18 protein-coding genes are annotated in these 26,090 nt (G+C 72.7%); 16 read left to right on the forward strand and 2 right to left on the reverse strand.

Annotated features, from left to right (window positions below; all coding sequences use genetic code 11):
• Positions 1 to 447: 447 nt before the first annotated feature.
• Complete coding sequence (locus ACIQUQ_RS28620; RefSeq protein WP_403981478.1) at positions 448 to 1,836, reverse strand: aminopeptidase P family protein; 1,389 nt, start codon at positions 1,834 to 1,836, stop codon at positions 448 to 450.
• Between the two features lie 183 nt (positions 1,837 to 2,019).
• Here ACIQUQ_RS28620 and ACIQUQ_RS28625 point away from each other — a divergent pair, with 183 nt between their 5' ends.
• From ACIQUQ_RS28625 to ACIQUQ_RS28690, 14 genes are all read left to right on the forward strand, one after another.
• Positions 2,020 to 4,401: a collagenase gene (locus ACIQUQ_RS28625; RefSeq protein ID WP_403981480.1), complete on the forward strand. Its 2,382-nt coding sequence runs from the start codon at positions 2,020 to 2,022 to the stop codon at positions 4,399 to 4,401.
• A gap of 104 nt (positions 4,402 to 4,505) precedes the next feature.
• Positions 4,506 to 5,681, forward strand: coding sequence for an NAD(P)/FAD-dependent oxidoreductase (locus ACIQUQ_RS28630; RefSeq protein ID WP_403981483.1), 1,176 nt, complete (start codon positions 4,506 to 4,508; stop codon positions 5,679 to 5,681).
• A complete protein-coding gene (locus tag ACIQUQ_RS28635) occupies positions 5,678 to 6,001 on the forward strand; it encodes a (2Fe-2S)-binding protein (protein ID WP_403981485.1) in 324 nt (107 codons plus the stop codon). Before ACIQUQ_RS28630 ends, ACIQUQ_RS28635 begins: the two co-directional genes overlap by 4 nt.
• Positions 5,982 to 7,541, forward strand: a complete 1,560-nt coding sequence (locus tag ACIQUQ_RS28640; RefSeq protein ID WP_403981487.1) for an NAD(P)/FAD-dependent oxidoreductase — start codon at positions 5,982 to 5,984, stop codon at positions 7,539 to 7,541. Before ACIQUQ_RS28635 ends, ACIQUQ_RS28640 begins: the two co-directional genes overlap by 20 nt.
• Positions 7,542 to 7,615: 74 nt before the next feature.
• Positions 7,616 to 8,527 (forward strand): dihydrodipicolinate synthase family protein, encoded by a 912-nt coding sequence (locus ACIQUQ_RS28645; RefSeq protein ID WP_403981490.1) that lies wholly within the window; start codon positions 7,616 to 7,618, stop codon positions 8,525 to 8,527.
• 1 nt (position 8,528) lies between these two features.
• Positions 8,529 to 9,530 (forward strand): proline racemase family protein, encoded by a 1,002-nt coding sequence (locus ACIQUQ_RS28650; protein ID WP_403981492.1) that lies wholly within the window; start codon positions 8,529 to 8,531, stop codon positions 9,528 to 9,530.
• Positions 9,518 to 10,573 carry a proline racemase family protein gene (locus tag ACIQUQ_RS28655; protein ID WP_403981728.1) on the forward strand — a complete coding sequence of 352 codons (1,056 nt, stop codon included), beginning with the start codon at positions 9,518 to 9,520 and terminating at the stop codon, positions 10,571 to 10,573. Before ACIQUQ_RS28650 ends, ACIQUQ_RS28655 begins: the two co-directional genes overlap by 13 nt.
• Complete coding sequence (locus ACIQUQ_RS28660; RefSeq protein WP_403981493.1) at positions 10,570 to 11,514, forward strand: ornithine cyclodeaminase family protein; 945 nt, start codon at positions 10,570 to 10,572, stop codon at positions 11,512 to 11,514. Before ACIQUQ_RS28655 ends, ACIQUQ_RS28660 begins: the two co-directional genes overlap by 4 nt.
• Before the next feature lie 41 nt (positions 11,515 to 11,555).
• Entirely contained in the window at positions 11,556 to 12,275 is a 720-nt protein-coding gene (locus ACIQUQ_RS28665) for a GntR family transcriptional regulator (RefSeq protein ID WP_399952264.1), read from the forward strand.
• 178 nt (positions 12,276 to 12,453) lie between these two features.
• A complete protein-coding gene (locus ACIQUQ_RS28670; RefSeq protein WP_403981497.1) occupies positions 12,454 to 14,199 on the forward strand; it encodes an ABC transporter substrate-binding protein in 1,746 nt (581 codons plus the stop codon).
• Positions 14,200 to 14,228: 29 nt separating this feature from the next.
• On the forward strand, positions 14,229 to 15,173 hold the full coding sequence (locus ACIQUQ_RS28675) for an ABC transporter permease (protein WP_403981500.1): 945 nt from the start codon (positions 14,229 to 14,231) through the stop codon (positions 15,171 to 15,173).
• The gene (locus ACIQUQ_RS28680; RefSeq protein ID WP_399952272.1) at positions 15,170 to 16,159 is read left to right on the forward strand and encodes an ABC transporter permease; all 990 of its coding nucleotides are present in this window, start codon (positions 15,170 to 15,172) and stop codon (positions 16,157 to 16,159) included. Before ACIQUQ_RS28675 ends, ACIQUQ_RS28680 begins: the two co-directional genes overlap by 4 nt.
• Positions 16,156 to 17,166, forward strand: coding sequence for an ABC transporter ATP-binding protein (locus ACIQUQ_RS28685; protein ID WP_403981503.1), 1,011 nt, complete (start codon positions 16,156 to 16,158; stop codon positions 17,164 to 17,166). Before ACIQUQ_RS28680 ends, ACIQUQ_RS28685 begins: the two co-directional genes overlap by 4 nt.
• A complete protein-coding gene (locus ACIQUQ_RS28690; protein WP_403981506.1) occupies positions 17,163 to 18,194 on the forward strand; it encodes an ABC transporter ATP-binding protein in 1,032 nt (343 codons plus the stop codon). The genes ACIQUQ_RS28685 and ACIQUQ_RS28690 overlap by 4 nt, the downstream gene beginning before the upstream one ends.
• Before the next feature lie 147 nt (positions 18,195 to 18,341).
• Here the strand turns inward: ACIQUQ_RS28690 and ACIQUQ_RS28695 are convergent, their stop codons facing one another.
• Positions 18,342 to 20,396: a prolyl oligopeptidase family serine peptidase gene (locus ACIQUQ_RS28695; protein WP_403981509.1), complete on the reverse strand. Its 2,055-nt coding sequence runs from the start codon at positions 20,394 to 20,396 to the stop codon at positions 18,342 to 18,344.
• Between the two features lie 123 nt (positions 20,397 to 20,519).
• On the opposite strand from ACIQUQ_RS28695, the gene ACIQUQ_RS28700 reads away from it, so the two are divergent.
• Both ACIQUQ_RS28700 and ACIQUQ_RS28705 read left to right on the forward strand, forming a co-directional pair.
• Positions 20,520 to 22,046 (forward strand): MFS transporter, encoded by a 1,527-nt coding sequence (locus ACIQUQ_RS28700; protein WP_403981511.1) that lies wholly within the window; start codon positions 20,520 to 20,522, stop codon positions 22,044 to 22,046.
• Between the two features lie 55 nt (positions 22,047 to 22,101).
• Entirely contained in the window at positions 22,102 to 26,085 is a 3,984-nt protein-coding gene (locus tag ACIQUQ_RS28705; protein WP_403981513.1) for an NACHT domain-containing protein, read from the forward strand.
• The last annotated feature ends 5 nt before the right edge of the window (positions 26,086 to 26,090 follow it).

The raw sequence follows: 26,090 nt of genomic DNA on the forward strand, positions 1-26,090 counted from the left end.
GCTGCGCGATGACCCTCCGGGTCACCCTTGACAGGCCACCCCGGCCCGGAAGGCAAAGCCCTCGGCGGACACCCCCAGGAAGGACGCCCAGGGGGGACACCTCAGGCCTGACGGTGCCGGGTGCGATTCCCCGCACCGAGGGTGCGGGCCCGCCCCACGGGGCGGACGCGTCAGCGTCCGTAGGCCCGCTGCTCGTCTCGGCGGCCTCCGGGCCGTCTGTGCCCGTTCATAAGCCGCCACAGATCGCTACGCGCTTCGGCCGTCTCGGCGGCCGCCAGGCCGTCCGGGGCTGATCAGGGAGCCCACACTGCCATCGGTGCCGGGTCCGAGCCCTGCCGGCGTCTGGACCCGCGGATGACCGGTCGACAGTTCCGCTCAGCGGATCTCACGGTCCGGCAGGGTGCTGGGGGTGCCCTGCCGGGGCCTCGTGGGGTGCGCGTGCGACGGCTAGTGCGTGGTGTCCAGGAGGGTGCCCATCCATTCTTCGATGCCGGACACGGTGCGCGGGAGGGCGCCGGACATCAGGCGGGCGCCGTCCGCCGTGATGACCAGGTCGTCCTCGATGCGTACGCCGATGCCGCGCAGTTCGGCGGGGAGCGTCTCGTCGTCCGGCTGGAGGTAGAGGCCCGGCTCGACCGTGAGGACCTGGCCCTCCTCCAGGACGCCGTCCAGGTACGTATCGGCGCGGGCCTGCGCGCAGTCGTGGACGTCCAGGCCCAGCATGTGCCCGCTGCTGCAGAGGGTGTAGCGGCGGTGCAGGTCGCCCTCGGCGTCCTTCAGCACGCCCCACTCGGCCAGGCCCTCGGCGATGACCCGCATGCCGGCGCGGTGGAAGTCGCGGAAGCTCGCGCCGGGCCGGAGCGCGGCGATGCCGGCGTCCTGGGCGGCGAGCACCAGTTCGTACACCTGGCGCTGGAGCGGGGTGAACCGGCCGGAGAGCGGGAGGGTGCGCGTGATGTCGGCGGTGTAGAGGGTGTCGGTCTCCACGCCGGCGTCCAGGAGCAGGAGGTCGTCCGGGTTCAGCCGGCCGTCGTTGCGGATCCAGTGCAGGACGCAGGCGTGGGCGCCGGAGGCGGCGATGGTGTCGTAGCCGGTGCCGTTGCCCTCGGCGCGGGCGCGCAGGCCGAAGACGCCCTCGATCCAGCGTTCGCCGCGGGGGTGGGCGAGGGCCGCGGGGAGGGCGCGGACCACGTCCTCGAAGCCGGCGGCGGTGTGGTCGACGGCCAGCTGGAGCTGGGCCACCTCCCAGGCGTCCTTGACCAGGCGCAGTTCGGAGAGGACGCCGGCCAGTTCGGAGTCGGTGGCGGCGTTCCGGCCGGCGGGGGAGCCGAGGGTGTCGAGGTGGGCGCAGCGCAGGCCGGTCAGACGCTCGGCCTCGGCGAGGTCGGGGCGGCGGCCCACCCAGAACTCGCCGTAGCGGCGGTCGCGGTAGAACTCCTCGTTGCCGCGGGCCCGGGGTGAGCGGGGGCGCAGGTAGAGGACGGGCTCGTGGCCGTGCGGGCCCGAGGGCTCCATCACCAGGACGTGGCCGACCTGGTCCTCGCCGGTGAGGCCGGTCAGCCAGGCGTACGCGCTGTGCGGGCGGAAGCGGTGGTCGCAGTCGTTGGAGCGGACCTTCAGCTGGCCGGCCGGGACGATCAGGCGCTCGCCCGGGAAGCGGGCCGAAAGGCGGGCGCGGCGGGCCGGGGTGACGGCGTGGGCGGGGACGCGGGCATCGGAGGGCAGGGGAGAGGCGGCCCAGCCGCCGGCCATGAAACGGCTCAACTCGGGTGAAACGGGCAGGTCGTGGCTGCCGGTGTTCAGTCGGGAGGGGCGGTCGGTCACGGGGACTCCCATGGGTGACGGCGGGGCGGAATGTGTAGTTCCAGAAAACGGAAGATGCACACCTCTTGTCAGTGCAATTTCACATTACTATGTTACAGCTCACATGGCACTGGCCCGACGGGCTCTCAACTGCCGTGCTTTTCAAGGCATTTCAAGCACACCCCCCACCTTTTCCTCCCCACCCAGGAGTCCTTGGTGTCCAAGCTGAGCACCGTGCGCAAGCCGTTCCTCGCCGCAGCCATCGCGGCCACCCTGCTCGCCACCGCCGGGCAGACCGTGGTCCAGGCCGCCGAGACCGCCCCGGCGAACGCCGCCCCCGCCGCCCCCACGGCCTTCACCGGGGCCCGCCCCGGCCCGGCCGCGGAGACGCGGAACCCCTTCGACGAGGTCCAGCACCTCGCCAAGGCCCCCACGCTCACCCGGTCCGCCGCCCCCGCGCCCGGCGGCCTCGCCAAGGGCCGCGTCGCCGGCCCCGTCAAGGCCCCCGCGAAGAAGCAGCAGGCCGCGGCCGCCGCCCGTACCGCCCAGGGCGCAGCCGCCGCCACGGCCGCCGGCGTCCCCTGCACCCTCGACGGCATCACCGGCCTCTCGCCGGAACGCTTCGCCGACTTCCTCGCCGACCCCGCCGTCACCATGGACTGCGTCAACAGCCTGTTCTGGACCTGGGACGCCCGGCTGACCCCCGTCATGTCCGACGCCCACGTCCAGGCCGTCTCCCGCCGCATATCCACCCTCGCCGCCGCCCACGACGGGAAGAACGGCAGCAACCTGGAGCAGCAGTTCACCTACCTCCACGCCGTCGCCTACCAGGACTACGGCCGCCCGGAGATCGACGTCACCGACGCCCCCACCGTCGACGCCATGCGCCGCGCGATAGCCGACTTCGGCAACGCCGCCCGCACCTTCGACGTCACGAAGTCCAACGCCAACACCCTCCGCGAGGCCCTCTACGCCGGCAGCGCCCCCGGCCTGCGCCACCACCAGCTCGGCCTCATCAAGAAGGTCCTGGCCACCATGGACCCGGCCCACCCGGCCACCCACCTGGACGCCGCCTGGGCGGGCGCCGCCCTCGCCGCGCTCTCCGTGAACTACCTCGGCGTCTACCCGGGCAACCAGGACGCCGCGTTCCAGGCCGCGGCCGCCGCCGACCCCGCCTACCGCGCCCTCTTCAAGGCCTTCGCCGGCTACGCCCACCTCAAGGGCACCAACAACGCCTGGGTCGCCCGCGACGCCATCGGCGAGTTCGGCCGCTTCGGTCAGATCGACGCCGTCAAGGACTCCGTCGTCGCCGACCTCGGCCAGGTCCTCGCCACCGCCAGGACCACCTTCGGCGCCGGCAGCGAGCAGTGGGCCAAGGCCGTCTCCTGGCTCAACTTCTACGGCGCCTGCAAGCCGTACGGCGTGTGCAAGGAGGACATCGAGGCCCAGCTCTTCCCGAACACCTACACCTACGACAACGGCGCCATCAAGGTCCGCACCGGCCTCGACCGCGCCACCGTCGACCAGCTCTACTACGCCAGCAAGCGCGTCAAGGCCCAGTTCCACCGCGTCATCGGCACCGACCAGCCCCTGGCCGGCGACCCCAACACCACCCTCAACATCGTCCTGTACGCCTCACGCGCCGACTACGTGAACTACCACCCCATCCTCACCGGCATGGGCACCGAGAACGGCGGCATCTACATCGAGCGCGGCGCCACCTTCTACACCTACCAGCGCCGCGTCCCCCAGGACTCCACCCTCACCCTCGAAGAGCTCTTCCGCCACGAGTACGTCCACTACCTCAACGGCCGCTTCGCCGTCCCCGGCTTCTTCGGCGAGGGCGACTGGTACCAGGGCGACCGCACCACGGCCATGGACGAGGGCACCGCAGAGTTCTTCGACGGCGCCACCCGCGACGACGGCATCGCCGTCCGCAAGTCCCTGGTCCGCTCGATCATCAACGACACCGCCGGCGGCGGCCCCCGCATGACCGTCGAGCAGCTCCTCAACGCCACCTACGAGGGCGACGGCTTCCGCTTCTACAGCTACGCCGGCACCTTCTTCGAGTTCCTCTGGACCGAGCGGCCCGCCCTGCTCCAGGAGATGTACCGCCACCTGCGCGCCAACGACCCGGCGGCCTTCGACGCCTGGCGCAACCGCCTCGGCGGCGACAGCTACCTCCAGCGCGACTACAACCGCTTCCTGGACGCCCAGATCGCGAAGGTCGACCAGCTGTTCGTCCCCAACACCACCTTCACCCCCAACGAGCAGCTGCGGGACGCCTCCCTGGCTGCCGTCCGCTCCGCCTTCTCCACCGCCACCTACAACAACCCCGACTGCGTGGAGAACGGCGACCCGGGCAAGCGCCGCTTCGTCTGTACCGGCCGCATCACGGCCAACCTCAAGAACTTCCGCAACCCCGACCAGGTCTTCAAGGACATGTCCGAGACGGTCGACTACTTCATCCTCGACCGCGCCGGCGCCGCCTCCAACAACCTCGCCGACATGAACTGCCACTTCGGCCCGGTGGAGATCTGGTCCAACAACGTGGCCGGCACCTCGAGTTACTCCTGCGACGGCCCGCTGCGCAGCTGACGCCGCAGGCGCGGTCCGGCCCCGTTCCACGGGGGGCGGGGCCGGACCGCGCCGGACCCCGGCAGACCCTTGGCCCCTACTGAGTTATGTGACATATTACTGCCGTGCCCAACAGACACCCCCTGGACGTCGTCGTCATCGGTGCCGGCGTCGTCGGAGCAGCCTGCGCGTACTACGCCGCCCGCTCCGGCCTCTCCGTCGCCGTGGTCGACCGCGGCCCCGTCGCGGGAGGCACCACCGGCGCCGGAGAAGGGAACCTCCTCGTCTCCGACAAAGAGGCGGGACCCGAGCTCGACCTCGCGCTGCTGTCCACCCGACTCTGGCGCGAACTCACCGAGGTCCTCCCACCGGAGACCGAGTACGAGCCCAAAGGCGGCCTCGTCGTGGCGCCCGACGAGGCCACCCTCAAGGCCCTCCGGGTCTTCGCCGAAGGCCAGCGCGCCGCCGGCGTCGAAGCGCAGGAGATCACCCCGGACCGCCTCCCCGACCTGGAACCCCACCTCGCCCCCGGCCTCGCCGGCGGCCTCCACTACCCCCAGGACGCCCAGGTCCAGCCCGCCCAGGCCGCCGCCCAGCTCCTGCGCGCGGCCCGCCGCCACGGCGCCCGCACCCACCTCGGCACCGAGGTCACCGCACTCCTCACCGGCCCCGACGGCACCGTACGCGGCGTCCGCACCCCCGCCGGCGACCTCACCGCCGGCCACGTCGTGAACGCCGCCGGCACGTGGGGCGGCCGCATCGCCTCACTCGCCGGCGTCCACCTGCCCGTCCTGCCCCGCCGCGGCTTCGTCCTCGTCACCGAACCCCTGCCCCGCGTCGTCCGCCACAAGGTCTACGCCGCGGACTACATCGCCGACGTCGCCAGCGGCTCCGCCGCCCTCCAGTCCTCCGCCGTCGTCGAGGGCACCCCCGCCGGCCCCGTCCTCATCGGCGCCACCCGCGAACGCGTCGGCTTCGACCGCGCCCTCTCCACCGAAGCCCTCCGCCGCCTCGCCTCCCAGGCCGCCGCCCTCTTCCCGGTCCTCGCCGACGTCCACGCCATGCGCACCTACCACGGCTTCCGCCCCTACCTCCCCGACCACCTCCCGGCCATCGGCCCCGACCCGCGCGCCCCCGGCCTCCTCCACGCCTGCGGCCACGAAGGCGCCGGCATCGGCCTCGCCCCCGCCACCGGCCTCCTCATCGCCGAGGCCCTCACCGGCACGGCACCCACGCTCGACCCCACCCCGTTCCGCCCCGAACGCTTCGGCGACACCCCCGGATACGGAGCCGGCCGATGACCCCCCGCCCCCGCACCCCTCGCGACCTCGTCGGCGGCACCCCCCGCTCCACGTACACGGTCGACTTCGACGGCCGCCCCCTGCCCGCCGAAGAGGGCCAGACCATCGCCGCCGCCCTCTGGGCCAACGGCATCCTCGCCTGGCGCACCACCCGCGACGGCGCTGCCCCCCGCGGCGCCTTCTGCGGCATCGGCGCCTGCCACGACTGCCTCGTCACCGTCAACGGCCGCCCCAACCAGCGCGCCTGCCTCGTACCGGCCCGCCCCGGCGACGCCATCACCACCCAGGAAGGGACCGGCCATGCCGACCTCGGCGTCTGACACCGACCCCGCCGTCGACACCCGGCCCGCCGACCTCGCCGTCGTCGGCGCCGGCCCCGCCGGACTCGCCGCCGCCGTCACCGCCGCCGGCCTCGGCCTCCGCGTCACCCTCCTGGACGCCGCCGCCCGCCCCGGCGGACAGTTCTACCGCCACCCCGCACCCGGCCTCGGCGCCGCCCGCCCCGACGCCCTCCACCACGGCTGGCCCGCCTTCGCCGCCCGCGAGACCGCCCTGCGCGCACACGAGACGGCCGGCCGGATCACGTACCTGCCCGGCCACCACGTGTGGAGCGTCACCGGAGCGGCACCGCACTGGACCCTGCACGCCGTCGCCACCCCGTACGACACCACCCCGGCCGCGACCGGGGGAGCGGACGACACCGAACGCCCCGCCACCGTCCACGCCCGCGCCGTCCTGCTCGCCACCGGCGCCTACGAACGCCAACTCCCGTTCCCCGGCTGGACCCTGCCCGGCGTCGTCGGCGCCGGCGGCGCCCAGGCCATGCTCAAGGCCGGCCTCGTCCTGCCCGGCCGCCGCGTCGTCGTCGCCGGCAGCGGCCCCCTCCTCCTCGCCGTCGCCGGCTCCCTCGCCGCGGCCGGCGCCCGGGTGCCCGCCGTCGTCGAGGCCGCCGCCTACACCGGGTACGCCGGCGAACTCCCCGCCCTGCTGCGCAACCCCGCCAAACTCGCCGAAGGCGCCCAGTACGGCGGCGCCCTGCTGCGCCACCACGTCCGGCTGCTCACCCGGCACGCCGTCACCGAGGCCCACGGCACCGACCGCGTCGAAGCCGTCACCGTCACCCGCCTGGACCGCGACTGGCGCCCCGTACCCGGCACCGGACGCCGCATCCCCTGCGACGCCCTCGCCGTCGGCCACGGCCTGGTCCCGCAGCTCGAACTCGCCACCGCCCTCGGCTGCGCCACCCACCACACCGCCGACGGCACCCCCGCGCTCACCCTGGACGACCGGCAGCGCACCTCGGTGCCCGGCCTCTGGTCCGCAGGCGAGACCGGCGGCATCGGCGGCGCCGAACTCGCCCTCACCGAAGGCGAACTGGCCGCCCACGCCATCGCCCGCGAACTCCTCGGCCCCGGCACCACACGCACCGCCGCGCCCGGCGCCCCTGCCGCATCCGCCGGCCCCGCCCCGGCGGCCCTGGTCCGCCGCCGCGCCCGGCTGCGCGCCTTCGCCGGCGCCATGGCCGCCGCCCACCGGCCCGGATCCGGCTGGACCGGCTGGCTCGGCGACGACACCCACGTCTGCCGCTGCGAGGAGGTGCCGGCCGGCCGGATCCGCGAAGCCGTCGGCGAACTCGGCGCCCGGGACGCCCGCACCGTCAAACTCCTCACTCGCGCCGGCATGGGCTGGTGCCAGGGCCGCATGTGCGGCCCGGCCGTCGCGGCCCTCGCAGGCGAGGAGCAGACGCCCGACCGGCGGCCGCTCTCCTGCCCGGTCCCGCTGCGCCACCTCGCGGCCCTCCCGGCGGAAGACGCCGTGGATGCCGGGACCGTCCCCGGCGCGCCCGCCGGATCCAACTGACCCGCACCCCGGGGCCCTTGTGGCCTCTCACACCCCACAGTAAAATGTCACACATCACACTAGGGAGTCCTGCCATGACCCACGCGTCCACCACCCCCCGCACCCGCCCCTGGCACGGAATCATGGTCGCCACCACCCTGCCCCTGCGCGACGACCTCTCCGTCGACTACGACGCCTACGCCGAGCACGTCGCCTGGCTCATCGCCAACGGCTGCGACGGCGTCGTCCCCAACGGCTCGCTCGGCGAGTACCAGACCCTCACCGACGACGAGCGCGCCCGCGTCGTCCGCACCGCCGTCGAAGCCGCCGGCGACGGCGACCGCGTCATGCCCGGCGTCGCCGCCTACGGCAGCGCCGAGGCCCGCCGCTGGACCGACCAGGCCGCCGAAGCCGGCGCCGGCTCCGTCCTGCTCCTCCCGCCCAACGCCTTCCGCGCCGACGAGCAGACCGTACGCGCCCACTACGCCGACGTCGCCAAGGCCGGCCTCCCCGTCGTCGCCTACAACAACCCCTACGACACCAAGGTCGACCTCACCCCCCAGCTCCTCGCCCGCCTCCACGCCGACGGCAGCATCGTCGCCGTCAAGGAGTTCAGCGGCGACGTCCGCCGCGCCTACGAGATCGCCGAACTCGCCCCCGGCCTCGACCTCCTCATCGGCGCCGACGACGTCCTCCTCGAACTCGCCCTCGCCGGCGCCGTCGGCTGGATCGCCGGCTACCCCAACGCCCTCCCGCGCACCAGCGCCGACCTCTACCACGCCGCCGTCGCCGGCGACCTCGACACCGCCCTGCCCCTCTACAAGTCCCTCCACCCGCTGCTGCGCTGGGACTCCAAGACAGAGTTCGTCCAGGCCATCAAGCTGTCCATGGACATCGCCGGCCGGACCGGCGGCCCCACCCGCCCGCCGCGCTTCCCGCTCACCGGCGACACCGAGGCCGCCGTCCGCGCCGCCACCGAGAAGGCCATCGCGGAGGGCCACCACTGACATGCGGACCACACACGTCTACCACGCGGTCGACAGCCACACCGAGGGCATGCCCACCCGCGTCATCACCGGCGGCTTCGGCATCATCCCCGGCACCACCATGGCCGAACGACGCCTGCACTTCATCGAACACCTCGACCACGTGCGCACGCTCCTCATGTACGAGCCCCGCGGCCACGCGGCCATGAGCGGCGCCATCCTCCAGCCGCCCACCCGCCCCGACGCCGACTACGGCGTCCTCTACATCGAGGTCTCCGGCCTCCTCCCGATGTGCGGCCACGGCACCATCGGCGTCGCCACCGTCCTCGTCGAGACCGGCATGGTGCCCGTCACCGAACCCGTCACCACCGTCCGCCTCGACACCCCCGCCGGCCTCGTCTCCGTCGACGTCCAGGTCGAGGACGGCCGCGCCAAGGCCGTCACCCTCACCAACGTCGCCGCCTTCAGCGTCGGCCTCGACCGCAAGGTCGACGTCCCCGGCCACGGCACCGTCACCTATGACATCGCATACGGCGGCAACTTCTACGCCTTCGTCGAACTCGACAGCCTCGGCCTCCCCTTCGACCGGGCCCGCAAGGACGACCTGATCGCCGCCGGACTCGCCATCATGGACGCGATCAACGCCACCGACCGGCCCGTCCACCCCGAGAACCCCGAGATCAACGGCGTCAAGCACGTCTACCTCGCCGCCCCCGGCTCCGACGCCACCCGCTCCCGCCACGCCATGGCCATCCACCCCGGCTGGTTCGACCGCTCGCCCTGCGGCACCGGCACCTCCGCCCGCATGGCCCAGCTGCACGCCCGCGGACAGCTGCCCCTCGGCCGGGACTTCGTCAACGAGTCCTTCATCGGTACCCAGTTCACCGGCCGGCTCGTCGAGGAGACCACCGTCGGCGGCCTGCCCGCCGTGATCCCCACCGTCACCGGACGCGCCTGGATCACCGGCACCGCCCAGTACTTCCTCGACCCCACCGACCCCTTCCCCGCCGGATTCCTCCTGTGACCCGCCTCCACACCGTGCGCACCACGGACTACCACACCGCCGGCGAACCCTTCCGCATCGTCACCGACGGCCTCCCCCCGGTGCCCGGCGACACCGTCGCCGAGCGGTGCGCCACCGCCGTCGGCCCCGGCGGCTCCGGCACCGCCCCCCGCCCCGGCCCGCTGGACGACGTACGCCGCCTCCTGGTTCAGGAACCCCGCGGCCACGCCGGCATGTACGGCGGCTTCCTCGTCCCGCCCGACGACGACGGCGCCCACCTCGGCGTCCTGTTCTGGCACAAGGACGGCTTCTCCACCGCCTGCGGCCACGGCACCATCGCCCTCGGCGCCTGGGCCGTCGACAGCGGCCGCGTCCCCGCCCCCGACGACGGCGACGCCCAGGTCCGCATCGACGTGCCCTCCGGCCGCGTCACCGCCACCGTGCACCGCACCGGCGGCCGCACCACCGGCGTCACCTTCCGCAACGTGCCCGCCCGGGTCGCCGCCCGCAAGGTCCCCGTCGTCACCGCCCGCGGCCCCGTCGAGGTCGACATCGCCCACGCCGGCGCCTGCTACGCGGCACTGCCCGCCCGGCGCCTCGGCCTCGACGTCACCACCGCGCACCTCCCCGAACTCGTCGCCGCCGGACGGGAGATCCGCGCCGCCCTCGCCACCCACCCCGCCACCTGGCACCCGGACAGCCCCCTGCTCTCCGGCGTCTACGGCGTGATCCTCTACGAGGAACTGCCCGACGCCCCCTTCGGCCCGCACCAGCGCAACGTCACCGTCTTCGCCGACGGCCAGATCGACCGCTCGCCCTGCGGCTCCGGCACCAGCGCCCGGCTGGCCCTCCTCGCCGACGACGGCACCCTCGCACCCGGCGAGGACCTCCTGCACGAATCCGTCGCCGGCACCGTCTTCACCGGCCGGACCGTCGCCCCGCCCCCGGGCGCCGCCCCGGACGCCGGCACCGTCACCGAGGTCACCGGCACCGCCTACCGCACCGGCGAGCACACCTTCGTCCTCGACCCGCACGACGGCCTCGACACCGGGTTCCTGCTGTGACCGCACCCGCGCTGATCACCGCGGCCGACGCGGCCCGGCTGCTCGGCCCCGCCGGGGCGGCCGACGCCCTGGCGGCGGCGCTCCGCGACGGACTCGACCCCGAGACGGCGCCGCACCGCACCGCCCTCGCCGTCCCCGGCGGCGAACTGCTCCTCATGCCCGCCGCCACCCGCTCCTGGGCCGGCGTCAAGATCGCCGGAGTGGCGCCCGGCAACGCCGCCCGGGGCCTGCCCCGCATCACCGGCAGCTACCTGCTGCTCGACGGCGCCACCCTCACCCCCGTCGCCCTGCTCGACGGGGCCGCGCTCACCGCGCTGCGCACCCCCGCCGTCTCCGCCCTCGCGCTGCGCCGGCTGGCCCGGCCCGGACCGCTGCGGGCGGTGTTCTTCGGCACCGGACCACAGGCGTACGGGCACCTCGACGCCGTGCTCGCCGACCGCCCCCTCACCGCCCTGACGGTGGTCGGGCGCCGGCCGGAGGCGGCGGAGGAACTGGCCGCGTACGCACGGAAACTGGGCGTGCCGGACGCGCGGGCGGGGGAGCCTGGCGAGGTGGCCCGGGCGGACCTGGTGGTCTGCTGCACCACGGCCAGGGAACCGCTCTTCGACGGCCGGCTGGTCGGGCCCGGCGCCACGGTCGTGGCGGTCGGCTCCCACGAACCGGACGCCCGCGAACTGGACACCGGGCTGGTCCGCCGGTCCGCCGTGTACGTCGAGGCCCGGTCCGCCGCGCTGCGCGAGGCCGGGGACCTGCTGGTGCCGCTCGCCGAGGGCGCGATCGGCCCGGACCACGTCGCCGGCACCCTTGCGGAGCTGGTCAGCGGGGAGGCGGGCCGCCAGGAGGGTTGTCCACAGGTCTTCAAGAGTGTCGGCATGGCCTGGGAAGATCTCGCAGTGGCGGTGGCTCTGTACCTCGCCACCAGGGCGAACAGCGAAACGTGACATTGTACGCTGTTCCTCTGCGAATTCTCGGAGGAAAAGCGATGGGTGACCTGAAGCAGACCAGTCTCATCACAGCCCAGGAGAGGCTCCGCGACCAGGTCGCCCACGCCCTTCGTGCCGCCCTGATAGCGGGTGAACTCCGCCCCGGCCAGGTCTACTCGGCCCCCGGCCTCGCGGCGGAGTACGGGGTCTCGGCCACCCCGGTGCGCGAGGCGATGCTCGACCTGGCGCGCGAGGGCCTGGTGGAGCCCGTGCGCAACAAGGGCTTCCGGATCACGGAGGTCAGCGAGCGCGACCTCGACCAGTACACGGAACTCCGCGCCATGATCGAGGTGCCCACCATCGGCCGGGTCACCCAGATCGCGTCCAAGGAGGCCCTGGAGGCCCTGCGGCCGGTGGCGGAGGAGATCGTCGCCAGCGCGCGGAACCACGACCTCATCGGCTACCTGGAGGCGGACCGCCGCTTCCACCTCGGCCTGCTCGCCCTCGCGGGCAACGAGCGCCTGGTGGAGACCGTGGGCGACCTGCGCAAGCGCTCGCGGCTGTACGGCCTGACCGGCCTGGACGAGGCCGGGCTGCTGGTGGCCTCCGCCGAGGAGCACCACGAGCTGCTCGACCTGATGCTGGCCGGGGACGCGCCGGCGGCGGAGGAGTGCATGCGCCGCCACCTGGGCCACGTCCGCTCGCTGTGGGCGCAGGGCCGGGACGAGCCGGTGGAGCCGCGCGCCAAGCGGAAGCTGGGCGGCAGCCGCACCGCGTAAGCCGCCGCACCCGCACGCACCAGGGGCCCCGACCGTGCAGGTCGGGGCCCCAAGTGCGTGGTACGGCCGGGGATTTGGACACGGCTGGATAACGGCGGCGCACACCTCTTGTCAGTGCAATTTCACATTACTATGTTACCGGTCACACCTTACAGCGCGGCCCTTCTCTGGAGTGACCATGACCAAGCGCACCCAACTCGCCCTCGCCACCGCCCTGGTGGCCGCACTCGCACTCGGCGCCTCGGGCTGCTCCGACCCCAAGAAGGGCCAGACCGGCAAGGGCGGCGCGAGCAACCCCGCCGCCGCCAACGACGGCAAGATCCTCGGCGGCACCCCGGTCAAGGGCGGCACCCTGACGATCCTGTCCAACCAGGACTTCTCCCACCTGGACCCGGCCCGCAACTGGGTCATGCCGGCGATGGACTTCGGCACCCGCCTGCTCTACCGCACCCTCGTCACCTTCAAGTCCGAGCCCGGCAAGGCCGGCAGCGAGCTGGTCCCCGACCTCGCCACCGACCTCGGCAAGCCCTCCAACGGCGGCCGCACCTGGACCTTCACCCTGAAGGACGGCCTGAAGTACGAGGACGGCAGCCCGATCAAGGCCCAGGACATCAAGTACAACGTCGAGCGGTCCTTCTCCCCGGACCTCACCGGCGGCCCCGACTACGCCGCCCGCTACCTCGCCGGCACCAAGGGCTACACCGGCCCCCTCCAGGGCAAGCACCTCGACTCGGTGAAGACCCCCGACGACAAGACCATCGTCTTCGAACTCAACCGCCCCGTCGCCGAGTTCTCCGCCACCGCCACCCTGCCCACCTTCGCCCCCGTCCCGCAGACCCAGGAGAAGGGCACCCAGTACGACTCCCGCCCCTTCTCCTCCGGCCCGTACAAGATCGACAGCTACGACCGCGACAAGAAGCTCGTCCTCGTCCGCAACGAGCACTGGGACGCCGCGACCGACACCGTCCGCAAGGCCTACCCGGACAGGTTCGTCGTCGTCATGGGCCTCAAGGGCGGCCAGATCGACGACCGCATCATCGCCTCCGCCGGCGCCGACGCCTCCGCCGTCTCGTACTCCAACATGCGCCCCGAGAGCGCCCCCAAGGTGCTCCCCAAGCCCGAGGTGAAGGCCCGCCTGCTGGCCGAGTCCCAGGGCTGTACGACCATGCTCCAGCTCAACACCTCGCGCGCCCCCTTCGACGACGTCAAGGTCCGCCAGGCCTTCCAGTACGCCGTGGACAAGGAGTCGATGGTCACCGCGGGCGGCGGCCCCGCCTTCAACGAGATCGCCACCGCCTACCTGCCCTCCTCCCTCACCGACGGCGCCCAGGCCGACACCCTCAAGATCGCCCCCGCCGGCGACCCGGCCAAGGCCAAGGAGCTCCTCAAGGCCGCCGGGAAGGAGAAGCTGAAGGTCTCCCTCGCGGTCTCCACCGGTGACAAGACCCGCGCCGAGGCCCTCCAGCAGGGCCTGTCCCGCGCCGGCATCGAGGTGGTCATCGACACCGTCGACCCGGGCGCCTTCTACGACGTCATCGGCGACACCACCACCGCCCCCGACATGACCCTCGCCGGCTGGTGCCCCGACTACCCCTCCGGCTCCACCTTCCTGCCCTTCGTCTTCGACGGCCGCACCATCAAGGTCAAGGGCAACAGCGGCAACTACTCGCAGTTCAAGGACGACGCGACCATCAAGCGCATCGACGAGATCAGCGCCTACGACGACGCCGCGCGCGCCCGCCAGGGCTGGATCGACCTCGACGCCGAGATCATGCAGAAGGCCCCGGCCGTCCCCGTCGTCCTGGAGCGCAAGCCCCTGCTGATCGGCACCAACATCGCCGGCGCCTTCGGCCACCCCGTCTGGAGCGGCGCGATCGACTACGCCACCATCGGCCTCAAGGACCCCGCCAAGGGCCAGGGCTGAGCACCCGCACCCGCGAGACACCCGTCGCCGTGACCACCACCGCAGCCGGTACCGCGCCGGCCGCGGCGGTCCCTCCGGGCAGCAGCCCCTGGCAGCTCGCCCGGAGGGAACTCCGCCGCCGCCCCGCCGTCCGCATCAGCCTCTCCGTCGTCGTCCTCTTCGTCCTCATGGCCCTCACCGCCCCCTGGCTGGGCGCCCTGGGCGGATGGTCCCCCGAGGAGTTCGACAAATCCGCCATCGACCCCTACCTCGGCGGCCTCCCGCTGGGCTCCTTCGGCGGCATCGGCCCCGAGCACTGGCTCGGCGTCGAACCCGTCACCGGACGCGACCTCTTCGCCCGCGTCGTCCACGGGGCCCAGGTCTCCCTCCTCATCGCCTTCGCCGCCACCGCGATCGTCGTGCTCGCTGGCACCGCGGCCGGCATCGCCGCCGGCTACTTCGGCGGACGCACCGACGCCGTGCTCTCCCGCCTCATGGACCTGACCATGTCCTTCCCCTCGCTGATCTTCATGATCGCGATGCTGTCCGTGGCGAAGGACGTCAACCGCATCGTCCTGATGACCGCCGTCATCGGCCTCTTCGGCTGGCCCGGCGTCGCCCGCGTGGTCCGCGGCCAGACCCTCTCCCTCAAGCACCGCGAGTACGTGGACGCGGCGCGGGTCGGCGGCTCCGGCCCCTGGCGCATCCTCACCCGCGACATCCTGCCCGGGGTCTCCGGGCCGGTCATCGCGTACACCACCCTGCTCATCCCCGGCATGATCAGCACCGAGGCCGCCCTCAGCTACCTGGGCGTCGGCGTCCGCCCGCCCACCCCCTCCTGGGGGCAGATGATCGCCGAGAGCGTCGCCTTCTACGAGACCGACCCCATGTACTTCGTCATCCCGAGCACCTTCCTCTTCCTGTCGGTGCTCGCCTTCACCCTGCTCGGCGACGCCCTGCGCGACATCCTCGACCCGAGGGGCGGCCGCACGTGATCCTCTACCTCGCGCGCCGGCTCCTCGCCCTCGCCGGCGTCCTGCTCGCCATCGCGGCCGTCACCTTCCTCATCTTCTACGTCCTGCCCTCCGACCCCGCCGCCGACGCCTGCGGCAAGACCTGCAGCCCCGAACGGCTCGCCGTGGTCCGCGAGTACCTCGGCCTCGACAGGTCCCTGTGGGAGCAGTTCGGCACCTTCCTCACCGGCATCTTCACCGGCCGCACCCTGGGCACCGGGCAGTACGCCGTCGCCTGCGACTTCCCCTGCCTCGGCTACTCGTACGAGAACTCCCTGCCCGTCTGGGACCTCCTCATGGACCGGCTCCCCGTCTCCGCCTCCCTCGCCGTCGGCGCCGCCGCACTCTGGCTGCTCCTCGGCCTCGGCGCCGGCGTCACCGCCGCCCTGCGCAAGGACACCGTCACCGACCGGGCCCTGATGGTCGGCGCCGTCGCCGCGGCCTCGCTGCCCGTCTACTTCACCTCCGTGATGCTCATCTACGGAGTGATCCGGATCGCCGGCCTGCTGCCCTACCCGAGCTACCAGTCCTTCACCGACAACCCCCTCGCCTGGGCCTCCAACCTGCTGCTCCCCTGGACCGCCCTGGCCCTGCTCTACGCGGCCATGTACGCCCGCCAGAGCCGCGGATCGATGATCGAGGCCATGGCCGAGCCGTACATCCGCACCGCCCGAGCCAAGGGCATGCCCGAACGCACCGTGGTCGTCAAACACGGCCTGCGCTCCGGCATGACCCCCATCCTGACCATCTTCGGCATGGACCTCGGCGGCCTCCTCGCCGGCGCCGTCATCACCGAGTCCATCTTCGGACTCCCCGGCATCGGACGGCTCTTCTACGGCGCGCTGGTCAACTCCGACCAGCCCGTGGTCCTCGGCGTGACCCTGCTCGCCGCCTTCTTCATCGTCGTCGCCAACCTCGCCGTCGACCTCCTCTACGCCGTCGTCGACCCGAGGGTGAGGTACTCATGACCGCGCCGCCCCTGCTCGCCGTCCGCGACCTGAAGGTCGCCTTCACCACCCCGCGCGGCACCGTGCGCGCCGTGGACTCCCTCGGCTTCACCGTCGAGGCCGGCCGCACCCTCGGCATCGTCGGAGAATCCGGCTCCGGCAAGTCCGTCACCTCGCTCGCCGTCATGGGACTCCACCGAGGCGCCGAGGTCACCGGCTCCATCGCCCTGGAGGGGCGCGAGCTCCTCGGCACGCCGGAGAAGGAGCTCTCGAAACTCCGCGGCCGCCGGATGGCGATGATCTTCCAGGACCCGCTCTCCAGCCTCCACCCCTACTACACCGTCGGCGAACAGATCGCCGAGCACCACCGCGTGCACTTCCGCACCGGCCGGGCGGCCGCCCGCCGGCACGCCGTGGACATGCTCGGCGAGGTCGGCATCCCCGAACCCGCCCGCCGGGCGGGGGAGTACCCGCACCAGTTCTCCGGCGGCATGCGCCAGCGCGCCATGATCGCCATGGCCCTGGCCTGCGAACCCGACCTCCTCATCGCCGACGAGCCCACCACGGCCCTCGACGTCACCGTCCAGGCCCAGATCCTCGAACTGATCGCCCGCATCCAGCAGGACCGCGGCCTCGGCGTCATCATGATCACCCACGACCTCGGGGTGGTCGCCCGCGTTGCCCACGAGGTCCTCGTCATGTACGGCGGCCGCGCCGCCGAACAGGCCGAGGTCGACGACCTGTTCGCCGGCCCCGCCCACCCCTACACCCGCGGCCTGCTCGACTCGCTGCCCCGGCTCGACGACACCGACGAAGAGCCGCTGCGCGCCATCCCCGGCTCCCCGCCCTCCCTCCTGGCACCCGCCCCCGGCTGCGCCTTCGCCCCGCGCTGCGCCCGGGCGGCCGCCGGCACCGAGGAGGAGCGGGAGCGCTGCCGCACCGAGCGGCCCCCGTTCGCACCGCACGGTGCCACCGCACGCATGACGGCCTGCCACTTCGCCGGCGCCGTCCAGGAGGCAGCCCGATGACCACGGCACCCGCCGACATCCCCGAGGCCCGCACGGGCGAGGAACCCGGCACGCCCCCGCTGCTCGCCGTCACCGACCTGACCATGGCCTTCCCCGGCCGCCGCTCCGCCACCGGCCGCCGCGGCGCCCCGGTCAAGGCCGTGGACGGGGTCTCCTTCACCCTCCGGTCCGGGGAGACCCTCGGCCTGGTCGGCGAGTCCGGCTGCGGCAAGTCCACCACCGGCCGCATGCTCGTACGCCTCCTGGAACCCACCTCCGGCAGCATCCGCTTCGAAGGCCAGGAGATCGCCCGGCTCTCCCCGGGGGCCATGCGCCCCCACCGCCGGCACCTCCAGATGGTCTTCCAGGACCCGCACTCCTCCCTCAACCCCCGCCAGACCGTCGCCCGGATCATCTCCGACCCGCTGCTGGTCCAGGGCTGGAGCGCCGCGGACGCCCGGGCCCGGGCCGCCGAGCTGATGGAGCTCACCGGCCTCATCCCCGAGCACATCAACCGCTACCCGCACGAGTTCTCCGGCGGCCAGGCCCAGCGCATCGGCATCGCCCGCTCCCTGGCCACCAGCCCCCGGCTGGTCGTAGCCGACGAACCCGTCTCAGCACTCGACGTCTCGGTCCAGGCCCAGATCGTCAACCTGATGGAACGGCTGCGGGACGAACTCGGGCTCTCGTACGTCTTCATCGCGCACGACCTGTCCGTGGTCAAGCGCGTCAGCGACCGGGTCGCCGTGATGTACCTCGGCCGGATCGTGGAGATCGGCGACAAGCACGCCCTGTACGACTCCCCCCAGCACCCCTACACCCGGGCGCTGCTGTCCGCCGTACCGCTGCCCGACCCGGCGGCCGAACGGCGGCGCGAGCGGATCACCCTGCTCGGGGACCCGCCCAGCCCGGCCTCCCCGCCGCCGGGCTGCTCCTTCCACCCGCGCTGCGCCAAGGCCCAGGAGGTCTGCCGCACCGAACGCCCGCTGCTGCGGATCGCCGTACCCGGCGAGGCACGCGAGGTGGCCTGCCACTTCCCCGGGGACTGACCCCCCGCCGGCAGGCGGCACACGGGAGGGGGCCCGGGCGCGACGCGCGCCCGGGCCCCCTCCTGCCGTCCGCGGATCCGGCGTCCGCGGATCCGGCGTCCTCTGAGACCGCGTCCTCGGACCCGCCCTCCCCGGATGGCCGGACGGTCAGACGGACAGTTCGCGGAGCAGGAAGTCCCGCTCCAGGGCGACCAGCTTCTCGTTGACGCCGTCCGGGGTCATGTGGGTGACGCCCGGCAGCGCCAGCAGCCGGTGCGGCCGGCCCGCCCCGGTCAGCGCCTCGGAGAGCCGCAGCGTGTGCGAGGGGTGCACGTTGTCGTCCGCGAGCCCCGTCACCAGCAGCAGCGGCCGGGACAGGCCCGCGGCGTCGCCGAGCAGGCAGTCCCGCTCGTACACCTCCGGGTGCTCGTCCGGCAGGCCGAGGTACCGCTCGGTGTACGCGGTGTCGTAGTACCGGAAGTCCGTGGGCGCGGCCCCGGCGACCGCCGCGTGGAACACGTCCGGACGGCGCAGCACCGCCATGGCGGCCAGGTAGCCGCCGTACGACCAGCCGCGCACGCCGACCCGGTCCAGGTCCAGGTCGGGGTCCCGGTCGCCGAGCGCGCGCAGCGCCGCCACCTGGTCCTCCAGGGTCACCTCGGAGAAGCCGCGGTACATCGCGTGGGTGAAGGCGGGGGAGACGAAGGGGGTGCCCCGGTTGTCGGTGGTCACCACGGCGAAGCCCTGGTCGGCCCACCACTGCCGCAGCTGCCAGCGGCGCGGCTCGGCGCTCACGGCCTGGTAGCCGGGGCCGCCGTACACGTCGAGCAGGACGGGCAGGCGCTCGCCGGTGACATGGCCCCGCGGGTAGACCACGGCCGTCGGCAGGCCGTGCTCGGTGACCCGGGCCAGCCGCGGCACCACCCGGTACGGCAGCGGCTCGGACAGGTCGCGCGGGGTGAACTCCCGCCCGCCGGCGGTCCGTACGGTCCTGGTGACCCCGTCGGGGCCGGCCGAGGTGAGCAGCAGCGAGCCGCCGTCGACGAGTACGGAGTGCACGCCCGGACCGTCGGCCAGGGCCCGCACCTCGCCGGCGCCCGGGCCGAGGAGCAGCACCTGCTGCTCGGCGGGGTCCCGGGTGCCGGCCTCTACGGCGAGCGCGCCCCCGTACTCGCCGGCCACGCGCCGCACCTGGATGGCGTCGCCGGTGAGGGGTACGCCGTCCAGGGCGAGGCCGCGGGCGGTGCCGCCCGGGGTGTCGGCGGCGGTGAGGAGCCGTCCGTCGGCCAGCCGGGCCGGGGTGCCGGGCAGGGTGTCCACCCACTGGGGGTGGGTGGTGCGGGACAGCTCGCGGGTGCGGCCGGTGGCGGGGTCGGCGGTGAGGAGCAGGACGTTCTGCTGGAGGCGGTCCTGGACGGTCAGCAGGATCTCGTCGGAGGAGGCCCAGGAGGCGTCGGAGAGGTAGGGGAAGGCGGTGGCGTCCCACTCCAGCCGGACCCGGCGGCCGTCGGGTCCGAACACCTGGAGGCCGACCTCGGCGTTGGGGCCGCCGGCCACCGGGTAGGCGAAGGACTCGGGTGCCTTCTCCGGGTGGGCGGGGTCGGTGAAGTACCGGCGTTCCAGGGCGCCTTCGGCGACCCGGGCGGCGAGCAGGGTGACGCCGTCGGGGGACCACCAGTGGCCGCGGGAGCGGCCGAGTTCCTCTGCCGCGGCGAACTCGGCGAGGCCCCAGCGGGCGCCGTCGGCGGGGGAGACCCGGCCGCCGGGGGTGGTGTGCAGGGCGTCGCCGGTGACGTAGGCGACGCGGGAGCCGTCGTGGTTGGGACGGGGGTCGAAGGCGGGTCCTGCGGTGGGCAGTTCCTTGGGGGCGGCGCCGTCGGCGAAGGCCTGGAAGACGCGGCCGGAGAGGGCGAACACCGCGCTGAGGCCGTCGGCGGCGAGGGCGTACGAGCCGATGCCGGGCGCCCAGAGCCGGACCCGCTCGCGCAGCCGGCGCTCGGCCTCCGGGAGCTCCAGGGGCCCGGGGGCCAGCTGGGCCGGGTCGGCGACGAGCCGCTCGGTGCCGTCGGCGGTGTCGAGCACCCAGAGGGAGTCGACCGGGTCGGCGGGGCCGGCGGAGCGCAGGAACCAGAGCAGGCGGCCGGAGTCGCCGAAAGCGGCGGCGCGGGGGGCGCCGTAGGTGAAGCGGCCGGTGCGGGCGGAGAGGTCGAGGTAGGGGTCCATGACACAGCAGTGTGACATGTGAAATTGCACCATCACCAGTCCCCCGCACCGCGGGCGGGCAGTATGCCCGAGTGGTGACCCCCTGGCACGGGGCATACCGTCGAAAGGGTGGAACCGAGTGCCATGCCGACCACCGGGACCAATGGCAAGGTCCAAGGAAGCGGGAGCGGGATCGCCCTGCTCGTCATCGCCTCCTGCCAGTTGATGATCGTCCTCGACATCACCATCGTGAACATCGCGCTGCCGCACATCCAGACGGCGCTGGGGTTCTCCACGACCACCCTGTCCTGGGTCGTCAACGCGTACACGCTGACCTTCGGCGGACTCCTCCTCCTCGGCGGCCGCGCCGGCGACATCCTCGGCCGCCGCCGCGTGTTCATCTTCGGTGTGCTCCTGTTCGGCCTCGCCTCCCTGCTCGGCGGGTTCGCCCAGGACTCTGGACAACTGCTCGCCGCACGCGCCCTCCAGGGCGTCGGCGGCGCCATCGCCTCCCCGACCTCCCTCGCGCTGATCACCACCACGTTCACCGAAGGCCCCGCCCGCAACCGGGCGTTCGGCGTCTTCGCCGGCGTCTCCGCCGCCGGCGGCGCCATCGGCCTGCTGCTCGGCGGCATCCTCGTCGAATGGCTCGACTGGCGCTGGATCTTCTTCGTGAACGCGCCCATCGCGCTGCTCATCGCGTTCGCCGCGCCCCGGGTCCTCAAGGAGTCCGAACGCCACCCCGGCCACTTCGACTTCACCGGCGCCGTGACCGCCACCATCGGCATGGTCGCCCTGGTCTACGGCTTCATCCGGGCCGCCCAGGAAGGCTGGCGGGATCCGCTCACCCTGGGCTCCTTCGCCGCCGCCATCGTGCTGCTGACCGTCTACGTCCTCGTCGAGCGCCGCTCCGAACAGCCGATCACCCCGCTGCACATGTTCGCCGACCGCAACCGAGCCGGCACGTACGGCATCATGCTGATGCTCGCCTGCGCGATCTTCGGCATGTTCTTCTTCCTCACCCTCTTCGTGCAGAACGTGCTGGGCTTCAGCCCGCTCGAAGCCGGCCTGGCCTTCCTGCCGGTCAGCGCCGTCATCGCGGTCGGCGCGGGCATCACCTCCCAGCTGCTGCCGAAGTACGGCCCGAAGCCCTTCATGGTGATCGGCGCGCTGTTCTCGGCCGCCGGCCTGGCCTGGCTGACCCAGACCGACATCGACTCCACGTACCTGGGCAGCATCCTCGGACCGATGCTGATCTTCAGCTTCGGCATGGGCCTCCAGTTCGTCTCCCTCACCCTGATGGCCCTCTCCGGAGTCCCCGACCAGGAGTCGGGCGCCGCGTCCGGCCTGCTCAACGCCACCCAGCAGGTCGGCGGTTCGCTCGGCCTGTCCATCCTGGTCACCGTCTTCGGCACGGCCAGCCGCAACGAGGCCAAGGAGATCGTCCCGACCTTCCTCGCCCAGGCCACCCCGGCGGAACGCATCGCCTTCCAGCGCACCGGCCAGCTCCCCGACCCCTGGGGCGACCAGGTCCTCACCTACGGCGTCACCCGCTCCTTCGTGGCGGCCGCCATCTTCGCCGCCGTCGGCGCCCTGATAGCCCTCTTCGTCATCCAGGTCCGCCCGGACGACATAGAACGCCTCAAGGGCAACCACACCCCCATGGTCTGAGGTCGGTTGGGGAGACCGGGTCACACGCAGTCACGGCGTATAGCAAGATCTCTCCATGCGCTTCGATCTGAGCCGGCTCGGCAGCCAGGAATTCGAGCACCTCGTCCAATCACTGACCATGGCCGAGTTCGGCCCCGGCGTCGGGGTTTTCGGATCGGGCGCCGACGGCGGCCGCGAGGCCACGTTCGACGGCCCGGTTCCGGTCACCGCCAACGGTCACTGCTGGAACGGCTATGGCGTGATTCAGGCCAAGTACAAGGAGCACACCGCCACCCCCAAGGAGAACGCGACCTGGCTGATCGCCGAGCTGAAGGGCGAGATGGCCGGCTGGCGCGCCCGCAAGGCGGAGGGCAAGCGAATCCCCTCCTACTTCGTTGTCGCCACCAACGTGCGTCTCTCTCCGCAGGACGGCGGCGGACTGGACACGGTCGAGGCCTATTTCGCGAAGACGGCGCCGGAGCTCGGGCTCAAAGGCTGGCTCGTCTGGCACTTCGACGTGATTGGCACGCAGCTGGCCAACCACGACTCCGTCCGCACCACGTACGCCTCGTGGATCACCCCCGGCGACGTCCTGGCCGCCGTCCTGGGTGCCGGGGGCAGGGAGGACCAGGCCTTCCAGGAGGCCCTCACCCGCTTCACCGCCCAGGAACTCCTCCGCCAGCGCTACGTCAACCTGGACCAGGCCGGCTCCGCCGACGACCGCAACGTGGCCCTGGCCGACATCTTCGTGGACCTCCCGTACCAGCTCTGGGATTCGGGACCGGCCGGGCAGGACTCCAGCCGGGTGGTCGCCTCCCTCCTGGGCGTCGGCGACGGCCAGTCGGACGGCTTGGGGATGCCATTGGCCGAGGGGGTCGAGGGGGAGTCCTGTAAGCGGTTCGTCCTCGTGGGAGGACCCGGCCAGGGGAAGTCCACGGTGACCCAGCTCATGTGTCAGGCCTACCGCGTGGCCATGCTGGCCGATTCCCCGATCGCCGAGCGGGGCGAGCTCCGAGCAGCCTGTACCAAGATCCGCACTCTGATGACGGCTGAGGACGTCCCGGTTCCGCGTAACCGCCGTTGGCCGGTTTCCATCCAGCTGACCCGGCTTGCGGACGACCACGCCAAGGGCGATGTGACGTCCATCCTCGGCTACATCGCCTCCATGATCGGAAAGAGGTGCGGGACGCCGGTCAGCACCACCCAGGTCAGGAGCTGGCTCAAGCGCTACCCCTGGTTCGTCGCGTTCGACGGCCTGGACGAGGTACCCGCCACCAGCAACCGGGCTCAGGTCCTCACCCTCATCGACGACTTTCTCGTTGAGGCGGATTCCGTGGACGCGGACCTGATGGTCATGGCGACGACGAGGCCGCAGGGCTACACGAAGCGGTTCTCCTCGGCGCACTACCGGCACCTGCACCTGTCTCCGCTGTCCAAGGCCATTGCCATGAACTACGGGACGAAGCTGGCGGTGGCACGGCACGGGAACGAGAGCGACCGAGCCGACCGGCTGGTCGAGCGCATCGAGCGGGCGTACGCCGAACCCACCACGGCGCACCTGATGTCCAGTCCCCTCCAGGTGACCATTCTCGCCGTGTTGCTCGACCGGGTGGGACAGGCCCCCAAGGACCGCTACACCCTCTTCGACGACTACTACCGGGTGATCTACGAGCGTGAATTGGAGAAGGACAGCCAGGCGAGCGCGCTGCTGCGCGACCACAGGCCCGACGTGGACGTCATCCACGCTCAGGTCGGGCTGCTGCTCCAGACCCGCAGCGAGACCTCGGGGCAGACGAACTCCACCCTGAGCGTGGACGAACTCGGGGTCATCGTCCGAGACCGGCTGGCCCGTGAGGGGCACACCGGGACGAACCTCGAACAGCTCGAAGAGAAGATCATCAAGGCCGCCACGGAACGCCTGGTCTTCCTGGTGTCCGGCCGGGCCGACGAGATCGGCTTCGAGATCAGGTCGCTCCAGGAGTTCTGGGCCGCACAGGGAATCATGCAGGGCACGGAGGAGCAGATCTCCGAGCGGCTTCGGTGCATCGCCTCCAGCGCGCACTGGCGGAACGCCATCCTCTTCGCCTTCGGCCACATCTTCGCCAAGCGCGAGACCATGCGGGACACCGTCCTCTCGCTGGTCATGGGGCTGAACAGCTTCTCGGAAGAGAACCACGAGCTCGGGCAGAACGTGCTGGCCGGATCGCGGCTGGCCGTCGACGTCCTGGCCGACGGCATGGTCAGGGCTCCTGCCTACGCGTCCCCGCTGGCAACCCAGGCGCTGGCCCTGCTCAAGATGCCACTGGACTCGGACGCCCGAAATCTCGGCCGGTGCCTTCCCGTCCACATGGCCGAAGCGCTCTCGTGTGCGGCCGCCGAGCGGTTGTCGTCACGCGGGGACTTCGACGACGCCACCCTGATCTTCACCGTCGCGGCGTTCCTCGACCGCGCCGACGTTCCGGCAGAGGAGCGAGCAGCTCTGGAGGCGCTGCTGGCGGCCCTGTACGCGGTGGTGTCGGATGCGGTGAAGAACGAAGCGCTGCGCCTTGCCCACGAGATGCGGAACACGCGGCTGCAGTCCCTCACCATGGAACGGTGGGTGGAGGTGCCCGTGGACGTGGCCTCGACTCTCGTGTTCTCGCCCATCCGCCGTCGCCGTGAGGGGAACGGCTTGGCGAAGACCGGCTACGCCCCGTGGGCCCGGCACTACGTGAACCTGCTGGGCGAGCTCGGTGGCCGCCGCTTCCGTGCCCCGGCGTCCATGTGGGAAGTGGACGATCTGGGCGTGGCGTGCACCGTGACGCGGCTGCGTCCCACGAATGGCCGCCAGGTCGGCTTGTGGCGAGCCGTGACCGACACGGTGCCGCCGAAGGTCACGTGGCTCCATGCGGCGGCCCGGTTCGTCGCTCGTCCCAGCCGGGGGTCGCTTGCGGATTTCCTGGCGGCCGACTGCATGGACGAGGGCTCGCTCCGTCGCACCCTGACAGGCTTGCCGTGGGTGGTGGGCCAGGTGCTCGCGGAGGAGGGCGACACGGCTGCTGCCGCCGAGGCCGTGCGCAGGGGTGACTACGGTGACTTTGCGGACTGGACCGAGTTGGAGGAGACCTGGGACCGCCACGGCGACGTCTCCATGCTCACGGGAAGTCTCGCGGACTGGGCGCGGGATCGCCGTCCGCTGTTCCCACTGGTATCCGCCGACTTGTCGTTCCGCTTCGACCCCCAGAAGGACCTTGCCCGGGCGACCGAGGCGCTGTTCACGGATTACGGCAACCTCGTCCTGCCCGGAGGCGTGAAGCCCGCATTCGCCTCGCTGATGCTGGCACTGCTGGACGTGCACTCGCGAGGGACGTCGGACCTGGCCAATCAGCTGGGGCCGGCCGTCATCGAGGCCGTTTTGCGCGATGCGGACCCCCAGGAGCCGCTCCACGTGGGGTGGCTGAGCGCATGCGATCCCATCCGGGACTGGAAACACCCCATCGCGCGGATCGGCGGCCGTCACGACGTCTTCGGGATCGCCGGCGTGACGGGCGCGCGGCTGCTTGACGAGTGGCTGCGGGAGCCGGAACTCTGGGGCCTGGTCCCCGTTCTGGCGCCGGGGCGCGCGCTCGTGCTGCCGCACACCGTACGGGACGCCGTGCGGGACGCCTGGCGCACCCTGAACAGCGACACTGCGGGATGGTCGCCGGAGGCACGGCACATGGCCGCCCTCGCCGCCGCGCTGTTCTCGGAGCCGGCGGACCGTCAGGAGGCCCAGCGACTCAGCGAGGCGGTGGTGGAGGCCGTCAAGCGAGGGCCGGCCGGAGCATCACGGGTCCTGCGCGCCGCTGTCCCCGGGAGCCACCGCTGGCGCCGCGTCATGTTGCTGCTGTGCGCCGAAGGACTTCGGGAAGAGCAGGGCATGCGCCAACACCTCGTCGAACGCCTGGTCGACGCCCTGGCCGGGGACCCCAGCGGCGTGGCCGAGGTCCTCGGCATCGCCATTCCCGAGATCCCGCACCAGGCACAGCGCAACGGGCGGGCGGGGACCCTTCGGTCTGCCGCCCGCCGCCGGAGCCGGTAGGTGTC

It is taken from the genome of Streptomyces sp. NPDC101118, assembly GCF_044759445.1.
In the GTDB taxonomy this organism is placed as follows: domain Bacteria; phylum Actinomycetota; class Actinomycetes; order Streptomycetales; family Streptomycetaceae; genus Streptomyces.